At 52.0% G+C, this 19,522-nt stretch carries 19 protein-coding genes and 1 tRNA gene; 7 read left to right on the plus strand and 13 right to left on the minus strand.

The window, feature by feature from the left end; translation table 11 throughout:
• Positions 1 to 11: 11 nt before the first annotated feature.
• The 3 genes from H6G13_RS08085 to H6G13_RS08095 all read right to left on the minus strand — a co-directional run bounded on the left by H6G13_RS08085 (position 12) and on the right by H6G13_RS08095 (position 3,255).
• The gene (locus tag H6G13_RS08085) at positions 12 to 1,079 is read right to left on the minus strand and encodes a Gfo/Idh/MocA family oxidoreductase (RefSeq protein WP_347277443.1); all 1,068 of its coding nucleotides are present in this window, start codon (positions 1,077 to 1,079) and stop codon (positions 12 to 14) included.
• A gap of 224 nt (positions 1,080 to 1,303) precedes the next feature.
• A complete protein-coding gene (locus H6G13_RS08090) occupies positions 1,304 to 2,764 on the minus strand; it encodes a hemolysin family protein (RefSeq protein WP_190482619.1) in 1,461 nt (486 codons plus the stop codon).
• A gap of 227 nt (positions 2,765 to 2,991) precedes the next feature.
• A complete protein-coding gene (locus H6G13_RS08095) occupies positions 2,992 to 3,255 on the minus strand; it encodes a hypothetical protein (RefSeq protein ID WP_190482620.1) in 264 nt (87 codons plus the stop codon).
• A 190-nt stretch (positions 3,256 to 3,445) separates the two neighbouring features.
• Here H6G13_RS08095 and H6G13_RS08100 point away from each other — a divergent pair.
• Positions 3,446 to 3,518: transfer RNA gene (locus tag H6G13_RS08100), tRNA-Ile, on the plus strand.
• Positions 3,519 to 3,559: 41 nt separating this feature from the next.
• Here the strand turns inward: H6G13_RS08100 and H6G13_RS08105 are convergent.
• Complete coding sequence (locus tag H6G13_RS08105) at positions 3,560 to 3,970, minus strand: hypothetical protein (protein WP_190482621.1); 411 nt, start codon at positions 3,968 to 3,970, stop codon at positions 3,560 to 3,562.
• 180 nt (positions 3,971 to 4,150) lie between these two features.
• Here H6G13_RS08105 and pyrE point away from each other — a divergent pair, with 180 nt between their 5' ends.
• Together pyrE and H6G13_RS08115 are read left to right on the plus strand one after the other, a co-directional pair.
• The gene (gene pyrE / locus H6G13_RS08110; RefSeq protein WP_190482943.1) at positions 4,151 to 4,765 is read left to right on the plus strand and encodes an orotate phosphoribosyltransferase; all 615 of its coding nucleotides are present in this window, start codon (positions 4,151 to 4,153) and stop codon (positions 4,763 to 4,765) included.
• Between the two features lie 23 nt (positions 4,766 to 4,788).
• Entirely contained in the window at positions 4,789 to 5,301 is a 513-nt protein-coding gene (locus H6G13_RS08115; RefSeq protein ID WP_190482622.1) for a class I SAM-dependent methyltransferase, read from the plus strand.
• A 10-nt stretch (positions 5,302 to 5,311) separates the two neighbouring features.
• On the opposite strand, the gene H6G13_RS08120 is transcribed toward H6G13_RS08115, so the two are convergent.
• Positions 5,312 to 5,512, minus strand: a complete 201-nt coding sequence (locus H6G13_RS08120) for a hypothetical protein (protein ID WP_190482623.1) — start codon at positions 5,510 to 5,512, stop codon at positions 5,312 to 5,314.
• Between the two features lie 302 nt (positions 5,513 to 5,814).
• Here H6G13_RS08120 and recA point away from each other — a divergent pair, with 302 nt between their 5' ends.
• On the plus strand, positions 5,815 to 6,888 hold the full coding sequence (gene recA / locus H6G13_RS08125; protein ID WP_190482624.1) for a recombinase RecA: 1,074 nt from the start codon (positions 5,815 to 5,817) through the stop codon (positions 6,886 to 6,888).
• A 100-nt stretch (positions 6,889 to 6,988) separates the two neighbouring features.
• Positions 6,989 to 7,831: an SDR family oxidoreductase gene (locus H6G13_RS08130; protein ID WP_190482625.1), complete on the plus strand. Its 843-nt coding sequence runs from the start codon at positions 6,989 to 6,991 to the stop codon at positions 7,829 to 7,831.
• A gap of 42 nt (positions 7,832 to 7,873) precedes the next feature.
• Here the strand turns inward: H6G13_RS08130 and H6G13_RS08135 are convergent, their stop codons facing one another.
• Complete coding sequence (locus tag H6G13_RS08135) at positions 7,874 to 9,160, minus strand: glycosyltransferase (protein ID WP_190482626.1); 1,287 nt, start codon at positions 9,158 to 9,160, stop codon at positions 7,874 to 7,876.
• A 538-nt stretch (positions 9,161 to 9,698) separates the two neighbouring features.
• Between H6G13_RS08135 and H6G13_RS08140 the strand changes: the two genes are divergently transcribed.
• Positions 9,699 to 10,412: an SH3 domain-containing protein gene (locus tag H6G13_RS08140; protein WP_190482627.1), complete on the plus strand. Its 714-nt coding sequence runs from the start codon at positions 9,699 to 9,701 to the stop codon at positions 10,410 to 10,412.
• A 9-nt stretch (positions 10,413 to 10,421) separates the two neighbouring features.
• Here the strand turns inward: H6G13_RS08140 and H6G13_RS08145 are convergent, their stop codons facing one another.
• The 4 genes from H6G13_RS08145 to H6G13_RS08165 all read right to left on the minus strand — a co-directional run bounded on the left by H6G13_RS08145 (position 10,422) and on the right by H6G13_RS08165 (position 14,218).
• The gene (locus H6G13_RS08145; protein WP_190482628.1) at positions 10,422 to 11,099 is read right to left on the minus strand and encodes a hypothetical protein; all 678 of its coding nucleotides are present in this window, start codon (positions 11,097 to 11,099) and stop codon (positions 10,422 to 10,424) included.
• Positions 11,100 to 11,247: 148 nt separating this feature from the next.
• Positions 11,248 to 12,156 (minus strand): MBL fold metallo-hydrolase, encoded by a 909-nt coding sequence (locus tag H6G13_RS08150; RefSeq protein WP_190482629.1) that lies wholly within the window; start codon positions 12,154 to 12,156, stop codon positions 11,248 to 11,250.
• Between the two features lie 393 nt (positions 12,157 to 12,549).
• The gene (locus H6G13_RS08155) at positions 12,550 to 13,062 is read right to left on the minus strand and encodes an inorganic diphosphatase (protein ID WP_190482630.1); all 513 of its coding nucleotides are present in this window, start codon (positions 13,060 to 13,062) and stop codon (positions 12,550 to 12,552) included.
• 763 nt (positions 13,063 to 13,825) lie between these two features.
• Positions 13,826 to 14,218, minus strand: a complete 393-nt coding sequence (locus H6G13_RS08165) for a resolvase (RefSeq protein ID WP_242028190.1) — start codon at positions 14,216 to 14,218, stop codon at positions 13,826 to 13,828.
• Between the two features lie 215 nt (positions 14,219 to 14,433).
• Between H6G13_RS08165 and H6G13_RS08170 the strand changes: the two genes are divergently transcribed.
• Entirely contained in the window at positions 14,434 to 16,377 is a 1,944-nt protein-coding gene (locus tag H6G13_RS08170; protein WP_347277444.1) for an FAD-dependent oxidoreductase, read from the plus strand.
• Between the two features lie 11 nt (positions 16,378 to 16,388).
• On the opposite strand, the gene H6G13_RS08175 is transcribed toward H6G13_RS08170, so the two are convergent.
• The 3 genes from H6G13_RS08175 to H6G13_RS08185 form a co-directional block, all read right to left on the minus strand.
• Positions 16,389 to 16,874 carry a DUF2243 domain-containing protein gene (locus tag H6G13_RS08175; RefSeq protein ID WP_190482632.1) on the minus strand — a complete coding sequence of 162 codons (486 nt, stop codon included), beginning with the start codon at positions 16,872 to 16,874 and terminating at the stop codon, positions 16,389 to 16,391.
• Between the two features lie 89 nt (positions 16,875 to 16,963).
• On the minus strand, positions 16,964 to 17,989 hold the full coding sequence (locus H6G13_RS08180) for a glycosyltransferase family 2 protein (RefSeq protein ID WP_190482633.1): 1,026 nt from the start codon (positions 17,987 to 17,989) through the stop codon (positions 16,964 to 16,966).
• The gene (locus tag H6G13_RS08185; RefSeq protein WP_190482634.1) at positions 17,971 to 18,924 is read right to left on the minus strand and encodes a glycosyltransferase; all 954 of its coding nucleotides are present in this window, start codon (positions 18,922 to 18,924) and stop codon (positions 17,971 to 17,973) included. The genes H6G13_RS08180 and H6G13_RS08185 overlap by 19 nt, the downstream gene beginning before the upstream one ends.
• Positions 18,925 to 19,522 lie beyond the last annotated feature (598 nt).

Here is a 19,522-nt window from a genome sequence, read left to right on the forward strand (position 1 = left end):
CCTATAGCAAGCTACACAGAAACAGCGATATCCAGATCCATTGAAGCCAGGTCAATCGACTGCCAGCTCTTGCCATCTAGCGCCATCTGCTCAATCAGGCTGGCCAACCGTAGAGCTTTAAGGGCTTGCTCCCCGCCAACTGAGGGCTGCTCGCCCCCTCGCACGCAGTTAACAAAGTGCTCTAGCTCAGCGTGGAGAGGCTCAATGTTACTGGTGTAGACCTTTTCAATCAAACCGTCTTGGCGGTAGAGTACTTGGCCGTAATCGGTCAAACAGTTGGCCGTAGTCTGACGGTGAATCAGAATTTCGTTGTTGAGAAAGTCAGCTTCTGTCAAAGACTGCTTGCAGTGAGCCGTAATAGTGCGAATTTTCCGGTGAGTTACCTTACTCGAGGTCAAGGTGGCAACAATGCCGTTAGCAAACCCTAGTGTGGCCGTTACATAGTCTAGATATCCAGAACTAGAGGCTCGACTGCCTCGCGCTGTCAACGTCACCACAGACGATCCAGCCAATTCCAGTAGCAGGTCAATGTCGTGGATCATCAGATCCAATACGACAGATACATCGTTAGCCCGCTGAGAATAAGGGCTCATGCGACGAGCTTCTAAAGCCAGTAGCTCTTCAGTTTTGAGAACCTTGTGCAGTTCTTGAAAAGCCGGATTAAACCGCTCGATATGGCCTACCTGCAAAATGCAGTTAGAGGCAGCAGCAGCATTCACCAAAGACTCCGCTTCAGTAATGCTGGCAGCAATCGGCTTCTCAATCAGCACGTGTACCCCTGCCTGCAGACAGGCCATGCCGACAGCATGGTGGAGCCGCGTAGGAACAGCAATACAAACAGCATCTACATGCTTAATCAGATCGAGATAATCCTCGAAAAATCGAATGCGATACTTGCCTGCGGTATCTAAACCCCGCTCAACATTGACATCAGAAACGCCAACTAGCTCTACATCCTTCAAGCGGCTCAAGACCCGAGCATGGTGCTGGCCCATATTGCCAATACCAATCACGCCAACTCGAATAGGCTCTGGGAGATTTCGGTGTAAATGCATTTCTTCGGAACTTACGGAAGCCATCTGATCCTGCACGCCTGTCCCTCCTTATACGGGATTCAGGGGGTTTTACTTGGAAAGAGTCGTGTGTGCTAGCGGAAAGTCAAACAGATATTACCACAATGCTTTGCTCTGTAAAGATTCTATGCGGCTCTTTAAGCTAGACCTCAAGCAGCTTGAGCAGAGGGGTTTCTGTTGCCAGTATGTTAGGCAGAATATTGACCGCCTTTTGGCTCTGTGGCAGTTTCTTAAGCGTCCCTAAAGGGCTCTGGAAACAATAAGGGCTGCTCAGATGCGGTCGAAAGTGCAGGCTCTTCTAGAGCCGCTGCCGCATCTGGTCCCTCTAAACGACGGGCTCGAATGTCCTGCAAACGAGGGCCATCTACCGACAACACTACCCACTCAAACCCTTCGTAGATGAGACAGTCTCCCTCCGTAGGAATTTTTTGCATTTGGTAGATCAAAAATCCTCCTAGAGTTTGATATTCTTCGGCAAAGGGAAGATTGACTCTCAACAGCTCGTTGACCGTTTCAATATTGGTCTGTGCCTTTACTAAAAACGACTGATAATCCAACATTTTGACAAGGACTTCAGCCTCATCATCCGCTTCGTAAATGTCCCCAACGATCTCGGAGGTTACATCTCGCAACGTTACAAGCCCAGCAGTGCCGCCAAACTCATCGACGACCATCACCATTTCCTGGCCAGTGCGCTGCATGGTGTGTAGCAGCTCATGGAGCGGCATATACTCTGCGACAAATCGGGCCGGGCGAATGCTGGTCTGAATTGAGCTGTCGAGGTCTAGCTGATCTCGGGCCAAAAGCTGCAGCAGATCCCGCAGGTCAATAATGCCGCGAATATCATCTAAGGATTCGCCAATAGCAGGGTAGCGGGAATGGCCAGCTTCAGCAATGAGCGCCAGCACCTCTTGCAGGGAAGCCTCTTGAGGAACCGAGTCAATTTGGGTACGGGGAATCATAATTTCCCCAGCAGTGACATCTCGAAATTCAAAAACGTTGTTCAGCAGTTCCCGCTCATCTGCCTCTAGGCCGGGAGATTCAGCAGAGGTGCTAATAATTAGCTGCAGTTCCTCCGGGGTGAGACGGCTATAGCCAAACTGATTGCTGTACTTGATGCCAACTAGACCCAAAAGCCATCGAGTAGATTGATTGAGAATCCAAATAAAGGGGTTGAATAAGCGGGCAATGGTGAGACTAGGCGGCCCCAAAAACCGGGCCAGCTGCTCTGGGTAGAGAATCGCGACGGATTTGGGACAGAGCTCACCTAGCACGATTTGCAGGTAAGCAATTAGAAAAAAGGCGAGCGGAATCGACAGGGAGTGAGACATTCCCTGAATCACAGTAGGGGGCAGCGGCAGGCGAGCAATCCAAAAGGACAGGATAACGGCTAGGGTGCTCTCACCAATCCAGCCTAGAGCCAAACTGGCCAGGGTGATCCCTAGTTGGGTGGTTGACAGTAACCGATCCAGGCTGCGCTGGAGCCGCTGCACGGTTTTCGCCTGAGCATCTCCTTGAGAAACGAGCTGGCTTACCCGAGAACGGCGCACCGAGACAATGGAAAACTCGGCTGTTACAAAAAAAGCGTTTAAGCCAATGAGGAGCAGCACCGCCAGCAATCGGGTCGAGATATCTGCAGCTGTTAGTTCGGGGGAGATTACCACAAGCAGTACGTCGAACCAGGGGCACATCCTCTAGCAGGGCTAACACTAGCCGTGAAAGGAGAGAAGGCAAAAACCCAGAGCAAAGAACAGTGGGAATAACTGCTCAAGTTAAGTGACTGCTGTTAGCAGGCTAGGTGCGATCAGACCAAGCTGCAATTGCGACGCTCCTAGACTGAGCTAATACCTCTCATCCGTCATTGTAGTGGCATATTTTTCATCCTGAACCAGGAGATGCTGAGCCTGCCTCAGAAAACTCAGTTGCTTGAGGCCGACCCCCCACTTTGAATGCGGGACTTGACCTCTTGAAGAATGTCCGCTTCGCTGAGAAATGCCGCTGTTCCGTCGCCCCCAGCGCCACTCTCTCGCGTTACTGGGGTGCCGCTTGTAGGTCGGGTCTCTGGCTGCCGGACTCCCGTCAGCGCCTGGCTCCCCAGCGTATATCCCCAGGAAGCACTCACAACCCCTCCCCCAATCATGAGGGACAGCAGAATGAGCGTAAATGCAACAGCAGGATTCACAGAGAACTCCTTTTCATATAAGCAGGGGATGAGAGTGAATAAACAGGGAAGAGTCAGGTGAAATGGCTGAGCCGCCAGAAAATTTGCCGGAAAATTATTGGGCCAGCGTGCTCTTCTGCGAAGATTTGGCTATAGTATTGCGACAAAGGATGCACCTTTGGTTCTTAGTAATAGAATAATAGAAACAAACCCAGGGTTGGCCGAGCGGATTAGGCAGCGAACTCATAATTCGCCCCAGACAGGTTCGATTCCTGTACCCTGGATCTGCCTCGTTAGTCTTACCCAAACCCTTTGCTCCAGAGCACTAGCGTCTGGGAACGGTTTCGAAGATGAACTGGCTGCCTACAACGCCGCCTGAGCTTTGGTAAGTGGGCAGCAGCAGCAGGGTTGTGTTAAAGGGGTTAGCTAGATCGGGAACCCGAATTGTGGGATCAATGGTATTTTGCACAGTCAGCTGATCTTGAATGATGGCGCTGACTGAGTTGGAGTCCCAAGCAATTTGCTGCTCGGAGAACCCTCCTAAACCCAATATTGAGCCGGCGCGCCCCGTAATCGACATATTCTGGAAGAAGTCGCCTGAGTAGTTGAAGAAAGCTTCATCAACGGCTTCTGGAATAGTTGGGGCATTTTGGGCAAAGGCGGCTGGCGCAGCGGCTAGGCAGGCAGCGGCCAAAGCAACGGTGATGCCGGTGATGCGCTTAAGTGGGATACCCATGAATTGACTCCTCAACACTGCTCACGTAAATGTTATTGGCGGTTTTGGCAGACCTCTAGGGCATTCAACTTTAGCCGTTCGATCGCGGCGGCGTGAGTCGGTCTGGCTGGAGGGTCTGTTTGCTAGTCCTTTATACCTCAAACCTTCGAAAAAAGCTCAAGTACAAGGAATTTCATGACCATGAATCATCTGCTGGAGATTGACCTGGGTGCGTTGAAACAGGCAAGTAAGCCAACGCTACGCCAGCACCTACTGAATTTGTTGTGCCAGGTGGCCTACAAGGAAGGAGATTTTGTCCTCTCTTCAGGGCAGCGCAGTTCGTACTACATCAATGGTAAACAGGTAACGCTGCACCCTCAAGGAGCCTGGATGGTGGGCTGGCTGCTGCTGGAGCAGTTACCGGCAGAGGCCCAGGCCGTAGCGGGGCTGACGCTGGGGGCTGATCCGATGGTGACGGCTGTGAGTATGGCGGGGGCTGACTGCGATCGCACTCTCTTTCCTCTAATCATTCGCAAGGAGGCCAAAGGCCACGGCACCCAGGCCTATATTGAAGGCGTAGCTCTGCCCGAGGGCACCCCAGTTGTGGTGCTGGAGGACGTCGTTACCACGGGGCAGTCGGCGTTAAAGGCGGTAGAACGGTTGCGGGGCGCAGGCTACCAAGTTAATCAGGTGCTGGCCTTGGTAGATCGACTGCAGGGTGGCGCAGAGCTCTATCAGCAGCAGGGGCTAACCTTTGAGGCTCTCTTTACAATTAAAGATCTTCAGTCCCGCTGGGCTGAGATCAACCCGGCTTAGCAGGCCATACAGCCAGAACTCTCATGTCATTGCCCCCATCGCGGCCCGATATTGCCTTCATTCCCACCCCAGCAGATGCCATTGAGGCCATGCTGGATCTAGCTCAGGTTACGGCAGCCGATCGGTTCTACGACCTGGGCTGTGGGGATGGGCGGCTGCTGATCCGGGCGGCTCAGCGGTGTGGCTGCCGGGGCGTAGGCATTGATATCGATCCGGTTCAGATTGAAGCTGCGATCGCATCTGCCCAACAAGCAGGGGTGGGCGATCGCATCGGCTTCCGCCAGGAAAATCTCTATGCCAGCGACTTCGCTGATGCCACGGTCGTAGCGATCTATCTGTTGCCCCACCTAAATTTGCGGCTGCGGCCCCGGCTGCTGAGCCAGCTGCGGCCCGGTACTCGCATTGTCTCGCATCAGTTTGATATGGGGGATTGGCAGCCCGACCGGGTGGTTAGGCTAGAGCCCTCAGAAGAAGACTCAACCCTGTACCTCTGGATTGTGCCTTTTGACATCCCTTCTAACCTGGCAACGACTTGAGCTAACCCGATCAAAGCTCAGACTCTAGGGAAAGCTCAACCAGTGCTCGCCCCGCGGCCAGGGCCATCTGGCTTGTCTCGTAGTCTTCTCCATCGTTGAGCACGACCAGTTCAGGGGTAATTACCCAGCAGCGGTAGAGGCCCCAGTTCAGGCTGACCCCCACAATCCACCCCGGGAACGCTACGATTTCTATCAGCCTGCCTTCATTCATGGCCCTCACCTTGCGATCGCACTTACGACTATCACAGCCGTTAATTTGAATGGCTTGCCAGCCCCCTGGGAAAGATTAGGGCAGCAGAGCACAGCCCACTGGCAAAATAAAATCTATTAATTTAGTTCAAGTGTACTATACTTGAGCTTATAAGTGTAAAAGACAGGCAAGTTCAAGTTTTCCCAACGTGAATTCCTTGCCTGCCTGGCCCTGTTGTTGTGGGGTAGCGGTTCTGACCCAAGGTCGGCAACCGCCCTCGGCTGACCTTGCCCGCCCTCTGTTATCCCAGTTATCTCAGGATTATGGCCACTAAAAACGAGTCTAAAAACGAATCTTCAGAGAAGCAAAAGGCACTCTCTCTGGTAATGAACCAGATTGAGCGCAACTTTGGCAAAGGCTCGATCATGCGTCTCGGAGAAGCTAACCGAATGCAGATCGAGACCATTCCCACCGGAGCCCTAACCCTTGATTTGGCGCTAGGCGGTGGACTGCCCAAAGGCCGGGTAATCGAAATTTACGGGCCAGAAAGTTCCGGTAAAACCACTGTCGCGCTCCATGCCCTAGCAGAAGTGCAGAAGCGCGGTGGCGTTGCTGCCTTTGTCGATGCCGAGCATGCTCTCGACCCAGTCTATGCCCAAGCTCTAGGCGTCGACATTGATGAACTGCTGATAGCCCAACCTGACACTGGGGAAATGGGCCTAGAGGTCGTCGATCAGCTGGTGCGCTCCTCTGCGGTTGATGTGATCGTTGTAGACTCGGTGGCGGCTCTGGTGCCCCGCGCAGAGATCGAAGGAGAAATGGGTGATGTCCACGTAGGTCTGCAGGCGCGCTTGATGAGTCAGGCCCTACGAAAAATCACTGGCAACATCGGCAAATCTCAGTGCACCGTTATCTTTTTAAACCAGCTGCGGCAGAAAATTGGGGTTTCCTACGGCAACCCGGAGACTACTACCGGCGGCAATGCCCTCAAGTTCTATGCCTCCGTTCGCCTCGACATTCGCCGCATCCAGACGCTTAAGAAGGGCACCGAGGAGTACGGAATTCGGGCCAAGGTGAAGGTGGCGAAGAACAAGGTAGCTCCGCCCTTCCGCATCGCTGAATTCGACATTCTCTTCGGCCACGGCATCTCCACCCTAGGCTGTCTGATTGACCTAGCTGAGCAGACCGGCGTCGTCAGCCGCAAGGGAGCCTGGTACAGCTATGAAGGTGACAACATCGGCCAAGGCCGCGACAACACTATTCAGCGAATGCAGGAAGACCCAGCCTTTGCCCAAAAGGTTGAAGATCAGGTCAAGGAAAAGCTGCAGATGGGAGCCTTGCCCCTAGCCACCACCAGCATTGAGGTAGAGGATGAAGTTCTAGAGGATGAGGAATAACCCCCTAAATCCCTCATAAGTCAGACGGTACAGGAGCGAATGTTCGACACACTGGGAGTAAGTTTCAACCGCAAACCCAGCAACAGCAACCTTCGCTCCTATGGCTTCTACTGTTCTAATTACCGGCGCATCCCAAGGAATTGGTCGTGCGATCGCATCTCTCTTTGCCCGCCACGGCTATAACCTGATTTTGGCAGCTCGCAATTGCGATCGCCTCAATCAGTTTGCAGAAGAGCTTGTTGCCAACAACCATTCTGTTTTAGTAGTCCCCACAGACGTAAAAGACGCTGCCCAAGTCGAGGCACTGGTTCAAAAAGCCCTAGCGGAATTTGGCACCATTGATGTCTTAGTCAACAACGCCGGCATTTACATCTCTGGCCCAGCCGATGAATTTTCTCTAGAAGACTGGCACCAAGCCATCGACACCAATCTGTGGGGCTACATCCACACCATTCATGCCCTGCTGCCTCACTTTGTAGCGCGGCGGGCAGGCACAATCGTCAACCTTGGGTCCATTGGCGGCAAGGTGCCTCTGCCTTATCTAGTGCCCTACAGCACCAGTAAATTTGCCGTCACTGGCCTCACTCGCTCTCTCCACGCAGAGCTAGCCCCCAAAGGCATCCACGTCTGCGGCGTTTACCCCAACATAATCAAAACCAGCTTCTTAGAGCGGGCCATTTTTAGCGGCAACAGCGAGGCCGACAGAGAAGCCCGTAGAAAGCAGGTAGAGCAGGTAGTCCAAGTTCCCTTTGTAGAAAAACCTGAAAAAGTAGCTGCAGCCGTCTGGAAGGCCGTTACTCAACGCCGCCGAGAAATTGTCGTTGGCTCTGCAAAACTATCCGCCGCAAGCTACCGCCTCCTTCCCCAAGGTATGGAGTGGATGATCCGTAGAGTTTTTCAGAACAAAGACCCCATGGGGCAGAGCAGCCCTGCTCCAGACTAAAACTCCTGAGTCAACACAGGGCGATAGCGCCTTGGAAAACTGTCACGCAACTGGCCTTCTCACGTCGTGCAAAGGAGTGGGTAACTCAATTTCAGAGAAGTCAGCATTGACCAACTCAACAAGATCTTTGAGCTTTTCCTTCCGACGCTGCAGTGGCAGGGTCAAAGCCAGGTTGGCATCCTCCAGGATGTGCTTCCAGGTGTAAAGCCAATCGTATCTTTTCAAAACATTGACCAAATTATCGCGGCGAATTTGGGCTACCCGCTCCGGCTGACTGTCCAGCTCAGCCAACACGTCGGCAATGTTCTCCATGTCAAAAGGCAGGCGAATAACGGCATCAGGCCAATCGAAGTACTGCTCAAAGATTTCTGTATCTGGTGGAGTGCCTAAAACAACTGTACCTGCTGCCAAGCCTTCAAAAAAACGCCAGCCAAATTCTGGGGGGCGTCCCGCTGTAGACGAGTCGTTAATCTTACTGCGGTTAGCAAAAAAATAAGTGGTGCGCTTGAGCTGATTAGCCAGTAAACTCCGGTGCTCACGGTGGTTAGGAGTGCGGAACACCTTAGCCGTATCGTATAAGTAGAAAAACGATTCCTTTTCAGCCAGCTCCATCAGAGCTGCATGGGTGACTTGGGAGCGCCGCCCAATATAGCTAACTTTAATAAACCTTTCTGGCGGGTTGGGATAGGGGCAAAACTTCACTGCATCTATCGTAAAAGGCAGGTATTCGCAGGGGCGTCCTGTCGCTTCCGTGATCTCCTCTGTGGTGTAGAACGTATTTGAGTAGATCTTGTCAAACTCAGCATATTCTCTATGCAGAATTTTCAGATCGTCAATCTCCTTCTGCCACAGCTCAACAAAGTGAGCTACTGCATAGCGGCATTTCTCACGCCAGTTAGGAATAGCCTGCAGGCTGAGAATCTCCCAAGGCTCTGTCAAAATAACGTAGAGCAGATCGTACTCCTGATCTAGCGGAGTTGCACTGACTTTAGGGGCTACAAAGCGCTTGAACGATGTTGTCCAGGCTATCTTTCGCATCAGTTTAAAGACGCCCTTTGTCAACCTATTTGATTGCAGCTTAGTTTTCAGCCACTCCTTGAGAGATCTCTTCAAACCCGTAGTTTCTCTGGCGGCACCAACTTTAGAAGCCTCAGTAGAAGCACGTCCTAGCAAGTGCTGAGGGGTGACAATGTCAGCTGAGTCCATTTCAATAATCCAGTCTTCGAACTCGAAGGGAACTGAATTGGCAACTAGATCCTTACCGGGATTATCTCGCTGAGAGATAACCAGCACACGTTTTCGGTTGTTGACTCGGCGACTGGATTGCATAAGACTTAGTGAATAGCTGAAGGACACTGAAAAACAACATCTAAGGATGTCATCTCAGCTACTCTAATCGGCTGATACTAACAGCAAGTTGGAGCAGCTAACCCTAGTAGATCCCCTCGTGCTCGCTTTGTTAGTAACACAATACCTGGATTCACAAACTTCGGCTGAAGTGATATCTGCATGCTTCACAAAGACTTTGCATAGAAACGTATTTTCTTAACTCTAATTGGAGTAAATTGCTGTTTTAAGTCGTGGTATTTATATAGAAAAATTAACCCCACAACCCTTAGCCTCTTGGCTTATACGCTTTGCTCGCAATGACTAGTTCTGGCTACCTACTTACCAAAAGACTGCTGCGCTTCACAGTCCACAAAAAGCAAGTAGCGCAGTGACAATTTGTTTGACTTGGGCCGCTTGCCTAACAAAGTGAAGCTCTCTCTGGTTTAGCCTGTGGTTTTACAGTATGGTTTTGCTGTAGGTCTTGGGTCTTGCCTAAGACCATTTCCCACAAATAGACTCGACAGCAAAGTGCAGCCCTATGTCAGCCCCCTTGAACTCCAACGCTTTCGTCAAACTAAAAACGGCGTGGCTAATAGCCATTCCCGCTGTGATCATGCTGCCCCTAGGTTCCGTCCTCGCTGCAACCACAGCTCCCCCTGCGACCTCAAACTTGGGCAGGACTGAGCTTCTGCTGGCCCAAGAATCTATCACTGAAACCGTGCTGTACTTCGAAACCGCTAGTAGGGCGGTGCGCATCTATCGGCGCGGCAGTGACCTATTTATGAACCTCTACAACCGTAGAACAGACGTGGTTGAGGTCAACAGCACCCCCGCAGAACTGGTACCCAGCACTCGCGATCAGACAGTGTATAAAAACAGTCTGGGAGAGGTAGATCGGATGGCTCGAGTCACCATTCGGGGCGAAGCTGAACTCGAGATTGTGGCTGCTGATGGAGAAGTCATCTTAAGCGAGCCCGGCAGCAGCACCGTTGTGGGGGTACCTTCGGGAGAAACAGACTTCCAGGGCAACAACTTTGCCCCAGGGACTGGAGCTATTGTCTTAGCCTCACGTTATGCCAATCTTCGCCAAAGTCCTAATGGAGGTAGCAATGTGATTACGACCGTACCTCGCCGGGAATTTGTTGACGTGCTAGATCGGGTGGGCAGCCTCCGCGACGGCTTTATCTGGTATCAGGTGCTTTACAACGGGCAAACTGGCTGGGTGCGTGGCGACCTGCTACAGCCTACCTAGGGAGGCAGCCTACTGCGATGCTCCGCTGATGACTAGCTGGCCTTCTTGAATCTGGATATCTTGTAGGGTAATGCCGCTTTGGGCCAGTGCTTGGCCTAGCTGTGCCTCTAGCTGCTCTTGAGATAGCCCTACTTGACTAGCCAGTTCGGCCAGCGGGAGTTGAAAGCGCCCAATCGTAACAACCGTATTCTCATCTAGCACCAAGCGGCCCGCGTCTATTCGGGGGCTGCCTTTGACCCCGATATAAATATCGCGATCGGCAAGAACCGGAAATCTTTGGGTCAGCTGCGAGAGGGCCTGCTGACCCTGGGCCGGTAGGGCACCTGGAGGAATATCAGATAGGTTGACTACCATGCCGCTCTCAATCTGATTATTTTCTAGAGAAGTATTAATCCCTTTGGCGGCTTCTAGAAGCTGGGCGGTGCTGGGCTCCTGTGCGATCGCACCCAGCACCACCTGATTGACCTCAGCCTCGGTGAGCGTAATAGATAGAGGCGCGTCAGCGGAGTCGGTTGTAACCATTTTGCTGACCAGCAGGTCATTGGCAGTGCCAACCTGCTCAGGCAGAGGCTGGCTCGCTGCAGTGTACCAAGTAGGCAGATGAGTCGCCCGAGTCCACGAATAGGCAGCAACGCCCCCAACAACCCCAAACACAACAGCGACGCTCAGAAAAAATGCCTTGTTCACAGTCAAAAGGTGCAGAGTGTATCGGGCCTACTGTAGCTTAAGCAGGAGAAGATTGACACTAGTAGAGCCAAGGCACCCCACTGCCTGCCTGCTTAGGTGAAGCCTTAAGCTTTCCTTCTGCCCTCTGCTTTTCTCCTTCTGCCTTAAACTAAACCACCTTCAAAACCATACCTTCACGGGCCAAATAGGCATTGGGAAAATGGCCTTGAATCTTAAGCTCTAACTGATCCAAGCAGTCATCGTCGTGGCGAGGATCGTGGTGAAACAGGATCAGTTCTTTGACGTTGGCACTCTTGGCCGTTTCAACCCCAACCTCCCAAGGCACAACACCTTGAGCTCCGTGACCATAGTAATCAGGGTCAGCGTAGGTGCCATCTAAAATCAAAACATCTGCCCCAGCCGCCAAATACATCAAATTAGGGTCAACCCGATGCTGGCTATGGTCAGTATCAGTTGCATATACCAGCGAATGGCCTTGCCAGGAGACCCGATACCCCAAAGCACCCGTACAGTGATTCAGGCCAATCGTCTCTATTACCACTTCGGCTAAAGGAATAACGCTGCCTGCATTGATATTGTGGAAAACAAGCTGGGCCTGCATCTGCTGAAGCGGAGTAAAGAAGTTGGGCCGCAGCATTTGCTCAGTCAAGGACTGTTTAATAGAAGCGCCGTTGTGGGCAGGGGCCCCGTAGATATGGAACGAGTTGCCCGTCTTAAAAGCAGGTAGGAAAAAAGGGAATCCCTGAATTCGATCCCAGTGAGTATGGGTGAAGAAAATTCGAGCCTCCACGTCCGAAGGCTGTCGGGCAAGGTGCTTACCCAGGCTTCGTAGGCCCGTACCGCCGTCAAAGATAAGGCGTTGCCCGCCCACTAAAACTTCGACACAGGACGTGTTGCCGCCATATTTGAGGGTATCTGCACCGGGAGTTGGAACACTGCCACGCACTCCCCAAAAGCGAGCTGTAAAACCGCCAGGAACTTCTAAATCCCTGGTCTCTTTGTCAAAGACCACTGCAGATTTATTCTCTTTTAAGGGTGCGATTTCAGACTCAGTCATTTCCTAGCAGGCAGGTCGAGTGGGGGTGGAAGATCACAAGTTAGCGTAAATGCCCTTGCATCTTTAGAGGCAGCAAGTGAATTGGCTAGAGTTAGCGGCTACCAGCCCCTTGAGTAAGCCGTAAGGGCCTAGGGAACTCAACACCCGTAATGGACAACAGCTAGATCAATAGACTACTGATATTTCGTATATTCAGCAACGCTGCCACGGGTCGGGACGATTGCCGTTAAAAAGGGCAAGACATTTCTAGTAAAACCCGCCACGGTTTCGGCTAGAATGCCCGGCCCTCAAGCGGTTAGAGCTTGTAGAACGCACTTTAAATTTAGGGCTCTGATGACAGATCCTAGCTTTAAGAGTACCCAACCCTGGAATCAAACGCTGCTTTAAGCCGAACTACTTTTGACCTGCTGCCACACAAGCTTCTACCAGGGGATTAACGTGCTCCACATTCTTCCAGCCCAGGATTTCGGTCACCTTTTTCTCTAGATTCTTGTAAGTCCGGAAAAACTCGGCAATCTCATCTAGGCGATGGGGGGCAACGTCGTCTAGGGTCTTGACTTGGGTATAGCGCGGATCAGCAGCAGGCACGCAAAGAATTTTCTCGTCGCGATCGCCGCCGTCAATCATCTCCAGCATCCCAATGGGGCGGGCTGTAATGACGCAGCCCGGAAAGGTCGGCTGATCCATAATGACCATACCATCGAGCGGGTCCCCATCATCGGCTAGGGTGTTGGGCACGAACCCATAGTCGTAGGGGTACTGAACCGAGGCAAACAAGACCCGGTCTAGAGCAAAGGCATTCATATCCTTGTCAAATTCGTACTTATTCTTGCTGCCGCCTGGGATTTCGATCAGCACGTTTAGTAGCCCAGGTTTAGGCTGAGCAGGAATTCTAGAAAGATCCACAACGCTTCTCCAAGTTGATTCATCCAAGACACAAGTCAAGGCAGGCCAACAGACCGCAGGACCGACTTAGACAGCCGATCAGAAGAACCTCGAGAAATCGCTTTTTCGGGGAGTCTCTGCCGTTTGGCCCAGCCTTTGACACTTAGCATTGTACGAGGAATTGACCCCTGCCCTTCAAGGCAGACAGCCCAAGTAACACCGACCCTTTAAAGAGGATCTGGCAGTGGGCAGCAAAAGCTGCCCTATCCACCAAGTGCCTAGACTTAAACTCTGCCGCAAAACCTGCAAGTGGTCTCTAAAGGCCCGGGGTCAGCAGTTGCTACTCTCGTCGAGGCTGGCTAAAAGCTGCCGGAGGCGGTTCTAGGGCATCGATTTGGGCAGAGGAAAAGTGCGCGATCGCAAAAATGGGCAATGTTAACGTCAAAAGCGCAACCACTATTCCGAGCAAACTAGACGAACGACTAGGAGGTTCTTGCGGAGGGTTGTCAGATTGACTGGCAGATTCCATACAAAAATAGTTGAGAGCAATAACCCGTTGAGACGCCAACTCCAAAGCCAAGGGCTGTGGGTGTGCCCCAGACTAACTCAGGGAGCAAAACCCGACGCCTACCTTATCAAACAATCTTAAGGTTCTTCCAACGGCTGGCTGTCTTCAGGGCAACAAAGTGGCCAAAACCACTTCATGAAAACCTAATATTTCACCTTCAACCCTAGCATCTCCTACCCGGAGTGGCACCGTAAAAACCGAACAACTTTGTATTTCTCAAGAGCGAGATTTTAGCAGCTCATGGATGCTCTGAAGCTCTAATAGGATGGCCCGCAGCAGCTCTTGAGTGACGGTTTCAGGGGGCGTTTGTACTTCAATTGTCGGGTTTAGCCCCAAGACATCGCGGGCAAATCGCCTCACTTCTTTGGGGTGAAACAGCAGGGGATCCTCTCGGTTAGTGCGAACTTCGGGATTGAGCTTTTGGGGATCAAAAGGGGGGTTGAGCAGTTCGGAGTCGGTGTTGGCGTAGCGGTAAACTGAGGCTCGCGAACGCTTCAGCTGCTTTTGGACATCTTCGACGGTGAGCAGGGCGGGCTCATCATTGGGAACAGAGGGGGCCGCTTGGGAGACTATAGATTGAAGGCTAGATTGAGTTGAATCGGGGTTCATCGATGAGCAGTACCCTGGCATACATGGCTACTTTATCAGGTCTCGGGTCTCAGGCGTCTCAAGCCGGTTCTGCCTGCCTTCACCCCTCTGTTGAGGCCTCTGATCTTCCAAAATCAATCCTTTTGATAAAAAAACGAATGCTTAAGGGCAGGCTGTGGTAAAACACGTGGCAGGCATCGGGCAGGCATGAACAGAGATCATATGGATGGGGAAGCGTGAGGGGTTCTAAACGGCGTTTACTGCAAAAATACTTGACGGTGCTGGGGCTGAGCACGTTTGGCGTCGGCATGTTGGCGGGATTGGCCGCCTACCGACTCGCTCCCAAAAATACTCAGTCTATCGATCCTAAAACGGCTGATCTAGAGCCCGCCTTGACACTAGGACAGGGCATCGCCCAACCGCTCCAGTTCAACGGTCGGCCTCGGCTCCATCCCTTACCGGCCGCGCAGGAGGTGTGGGAGTGCGAAGTGGCAGTCGTTGGCGGGTCTTTAGGAGGGATTGCCGCTGCCGCTCACGCTATGCAGTCGGGAGCCCAGATCTGCCTGATTGAAGCCGCTCCGTGGCTGGGAGGGCAAATCAGCTCTCAGGGCGTCTCGGCTCTAGACGAGTCGCTCCTGATGCGGCGACAGCAAAATTTTTCTAACAGTTGGGTTCGCTTTAGAAATTTGCTGGAGCGGCAGCCAGTTCAGCTGCCCGACTGGAGCCCTGGCGCTTTAAATCGGCAGGTAGCTGACATTAACCAGTGCTGGGTCGGCACTCTGTGTTTTCCGCCTAAGGCTGGAGCGACTGCCGCAGAAGAACTGCTGCAGAGCTTTGCGGCAGAAGCTCCCGGCAGCCGGTGGGGCAGTGCGATCGCATTTAAAGGAGCGACTTTTGACACCACAGGGCAGACGATTACAGCCCTCCATGCGGTCAAGCGAACTCCTAAAGATCCCAACTACCTGCCCAAGGGACGGCTCTCCGAAGAGCTGGCTGAGTGGTATAGCTGGTCGCCCACAGATACCTTCGATCGGGTGCCCATTCGGCTACAGCCCCCGCCTGGTAAGCAGATGCTGGTAATTGATGCCACCGATACAGGAGAGCTGGTTGCTTGGGCCAGGGTGCCTTATCGGGTTGGCTCGGAGTCGAACCGGACTACGGGCGAAGTTCACGGGGCTCGGTTTGACAATCCGCAGTGTACTCAAGCCTTTACCTATCCATTTGCGATCGCAATTCACGATGACGGCGGAGACAGCCTAGCGACGCTCTCACGCCTTAAAACCACCTTCGCCCTCCACGAACATCAGGCGGAGTATGACCTGGAAGGCTTTCCTATGTTCCAGGAAAAGAGCGTTTTTCACTATCGCCGCATTGTCAGCCATAGCCGCAATAACCCCTATTACGGCACTCCAGCTCTGGGCGACATCTCCATGATCAACTGGAACCGGGGCAATGACTGGAACTGGATGAATCCGCCCCTGATCCTGCAGGATCAGGAACTGGCTGACTCGGGGCAATACCAGAACTGGATGGGAGGTTTGTCTCAGTCGGCCCTCAAGTTTGGCGAAGAACATGCCCTCAAATTTGCCCGCTGGCTGATGGAGACCCAGGCCACACCCGAATATCCCTTGGCCTATCTCTATGGCCCTGACAGCCCTATGGGCACCCTTTCCGGCCTCAGCATGGTGCCCTATTTTCGAGAAGGGCGGCGCATTGTTGGCCGCCCTTCTTACAATCAAGAGGAGTTCCAGATCCGGGAGAATGACCTGCGCTACGACTTCCCCAATCAGCGCAGCTTCGGCCCTTCCGCGGTGGGCCTAGTTCACTACGCCATTGACATTCACGGCTGTCGCTACCGCAACTGGCTGCCCTCAGGAGAAGCCGTTAGTGCTCCCGCTGAAGAACCCCAAGTGAGGCCTCTGCAGGTTCCGCTTGAGAGCCTGGTTCCTCAGGGGGTGGAAAACCTACTGATCGGGGGTAAAGCGCTAGCAGTGACGCACATCGCTAATGCAGTCACCCGCATTCACTACAACGAATGGCAGATTGGCGCTGCCGCCGGAGCCACCGCAGGCTGGTTAGTTCGGCAAGACAGTACCCTTGCCCCGGCAGAGATTATTCCCAGCGGTCAAATGAGTCCGCTCCAGGAGCACTTGGGGCAGCAAGGACTGCGACTGAATTAATCTCCTAAGCTCTACACCTGCTCTTGATGAGGCTGCCGCATTAAAAGCCAGCCCGATATAGCAATTAACCCACTGATCACTAAAAACCCGATGTCGTAGGTGGCTTCGTAGGGGCCCGACTTGACGTGGTGAATGCCGAGGAGATGGTGGTCAATCATCCCCTCAAAAATATTAAAAAGGCCAAACCCTAGCAGCAGTGCCCCTACAAATAATGGAGTAGAGCGGACAACTTCGTCCCGCTTAGCCACCTGCCAGAGCAGAAAAATGCCCAGCAGCGTCATCAGCCAGTCAAACAAGTGAAAGAGCCCATCTCCAAACGTATTGAGCTCCAGACCGGCGACGGTAGCATCTGTTTCGACACTGGAAAACATGTGATGCCACTGCAGCAGCTGATGGATCACAATGCCATCAAAAAAACCAGCCTGACCAATTCCTAGGGTGATGCCAGCCGCTATTAATAGACCGCTGTTTGCCGTTTTCAGCTGATCGACAGCCATAGCCTGACAGTAAACACTGCACTCCAAACTAGGCTGGATTTTGCCATAGAAAATCTGCCTTCAGTAGGAGTTCCCAAGTCAAGATTTTTTCAAATACCGACTGCTAGTTGCTTGAGCTGCTGGTTCTCCAACTGTAGCCTTTGATTTTCTACCAGCAGTCTTTGATTCTCGACCTGAAGGTGCTGTAATAAATCGGCTAGAGTCGCCGGGTTGTTCTCCGGGCTCTGCTCCAGAGGCTGTCCAAATAAGAGGCTTGAATTATGGAATTCCTCGACTAAGCTTGAGAATTTCTTCTTGAAGTATTTAGCCAGAAACTGAATATAGAGATTGGTGGTGTTGATCATGGACTGGGAATGTACCCGGTAGGCGCTGAGCACTTGAGGCACCAGCTTGACGGGTTGCTGGGCGTTAGCCAGCTTCAGCCACATGTCGTAATCTTCCCAACCAAACCATCCGTACTGAATCAGTTCTGTTGAGTACCCGCCCAGGCTTAGCAGTACATCCCGCTTGAGCATGGCCATCGCATCAATGTAGTTGCCGTGAAGCAGATCTGGAATGCTCCATTCATAGAAGGAAAGCAGCCCAATTCCCTCCCCAGTTTCGCTATCAAAGCGATTGATGATGCCGTAGGCAGCTGTATAGTCAGACTCTGCGATCGCACCATACAAAACGCTGAGGCAGTTAGGATAGATCCAGTTGTCGGCATCTAAAATAAAGACATAAGGGGCTCGGGCCAACTTCAAGCCCAAGTTACGAGCATCGGCCAACCCCGTATTGAACAGCTTTTTTACGAGCGCAATAGGCACATCAGATCGCTGGTTTAGATAGTCCTCAGTCACCTGAATCGAGTTATCTGAGGAGCAATCATCAATCACTAAAATCTCTAGCCCGCCCGGTAGATTCTCTGTAATGGCAGCGCAGACACTGTCGAGACAGCCCGTGATGTAGTTAGCGTAGTTAAATAACGTCACGATCACGGTTACAGTGGGAGCAGTCTGAGCTTCGTAGGCCGAGTTCGAGGCTACCTGCCAGGGATTTTTACCCAGACTTTCGGAGAGCTTGGAAAGCTCTACCCGATTCATGACCGCAATTCTGGCTAGTTCGATAGATTGCATATCACTGGGGATTTAACTGCAAATTTTTCCAGCAGGGGAGCTGCCAGCAGGGCTGAGGTATGTTCGCGCTTCAAGAACTCGTAAGCTCGATTAACAATCGAGAGTCTTTCTTCTTCGTGTTTGAGGTAGTACTCACAAGCCGCCGGGATTTCGTCTAGATCGCACATTATAAAATGCTGACCGCTCACCAATGGCTCGATGGCCTCGCTTGTTTCTGAGACTACTAAGCAGCGATTTGCCAGCGCTACCAGCACTCGGTGCCATTCCAGATAGGTGCGATCGCTGGAATGAACATTCACCAGAATTTTGCTAGAAGCTAACAGCTCATTGCGCGCTTTGCCGGTATAAAAACCGGGAGTATTGACTGACCTAGGTTTTTCTAGGCGCGTGATGATCAGCTGGGAGCGAAAGGCATTGAAAAAGCTGGCGTACTTGGAGATAAAACGCTCTCTTTTATTAGACCAAACTCCCATAAAGAGCAGGTCGATTTCCTGGCTTTTGGTCTCAGCACAATGTCCTTTTAGTTCCAGGCAAGGGCTTAACCCTAGCGGAGCATAAACAGCTTCAATACCACGCTGCTTAAATTCTGAAACACCCTGAGCGTTAATATCAAATACGCCTCGGGTGTAGCGGGCATAGTTATAGGCAATTTCAAACCAGCTACTGCCCGGTTGCTCTACGGTTAAGAAATAGACCGATTGAGTAAGATCAATAATCTCATCGTCGCTCTTTTCTTCCTCGAAAAACAAGGGATAAAACTCATGGGGAGCGACGATAACCTGGGGAGATTTATCGGTTTTTGAAGGAAGAACGTCAATCAGCAGTTCTGCCTCTATGCCAGACTGCCTAATGCCCTCTATAAAGATCTGGGCAATTTCAATCATGAACCAGTTGCCCAGGGAAGTTGCGAAAAACTTAATGGGATGAGACTGCATCCTAATGCTCTGGTCCTAACGCTTTTGGAAAAACTGGGACGCGCTGATACAGGATGATATCACTTCAGAGCATTTTGGACAACGCTTTCAAATACACTTTCCAGCTCAACAAATGCACAGTAAATCAAGGGACAGTAGGTAGAATTCTGCTGGCTTAAGGGAAAAGCTCTAAAGTGGGGCAAATTGTTTTCCATGAGTTTAGACTCAGGTTTTGTCAAAATGTGCCCGCTGCGATCGCAAATAATCCCTCTGGTCTAGCTGGAGATAAATCGCTGAATTCTCACGCTCCGCTCGACCGCCAATCCATAGCGATACATTTGGGCTAATGACCACCGCACCCAATTCTCAATTCGTTACCGCCGCTACCGAGTATGGGTCAATAAGGCGTGCTTATTGGTGAGGAAGTGCGATCGCACAAACAAGGCGCTGATCCCCGGTACGCTGCCGCGTTTGCTCGGGATCAGGCAGCAAGCAGGTAACTTTTAACCTGCTCTTACTGAATTGCTTCACAAGCATCACAGAATATTTAAGGATAGAGGTAGGCAGATATTAATACCCTGTATTAATGAGCTGGGCCGTTTTCCTGGCAAAATCGTTT

Origin of the sequence: Pseudanabaena sp. FACHB-2040, assembly GCF_014696715.1 — a bacterium.
GTDB lineage: Bacteria > Cyanobacteriota > Cyanobacteriia > Phormidesmidales > Phormidesmidaceae > JACVSF01.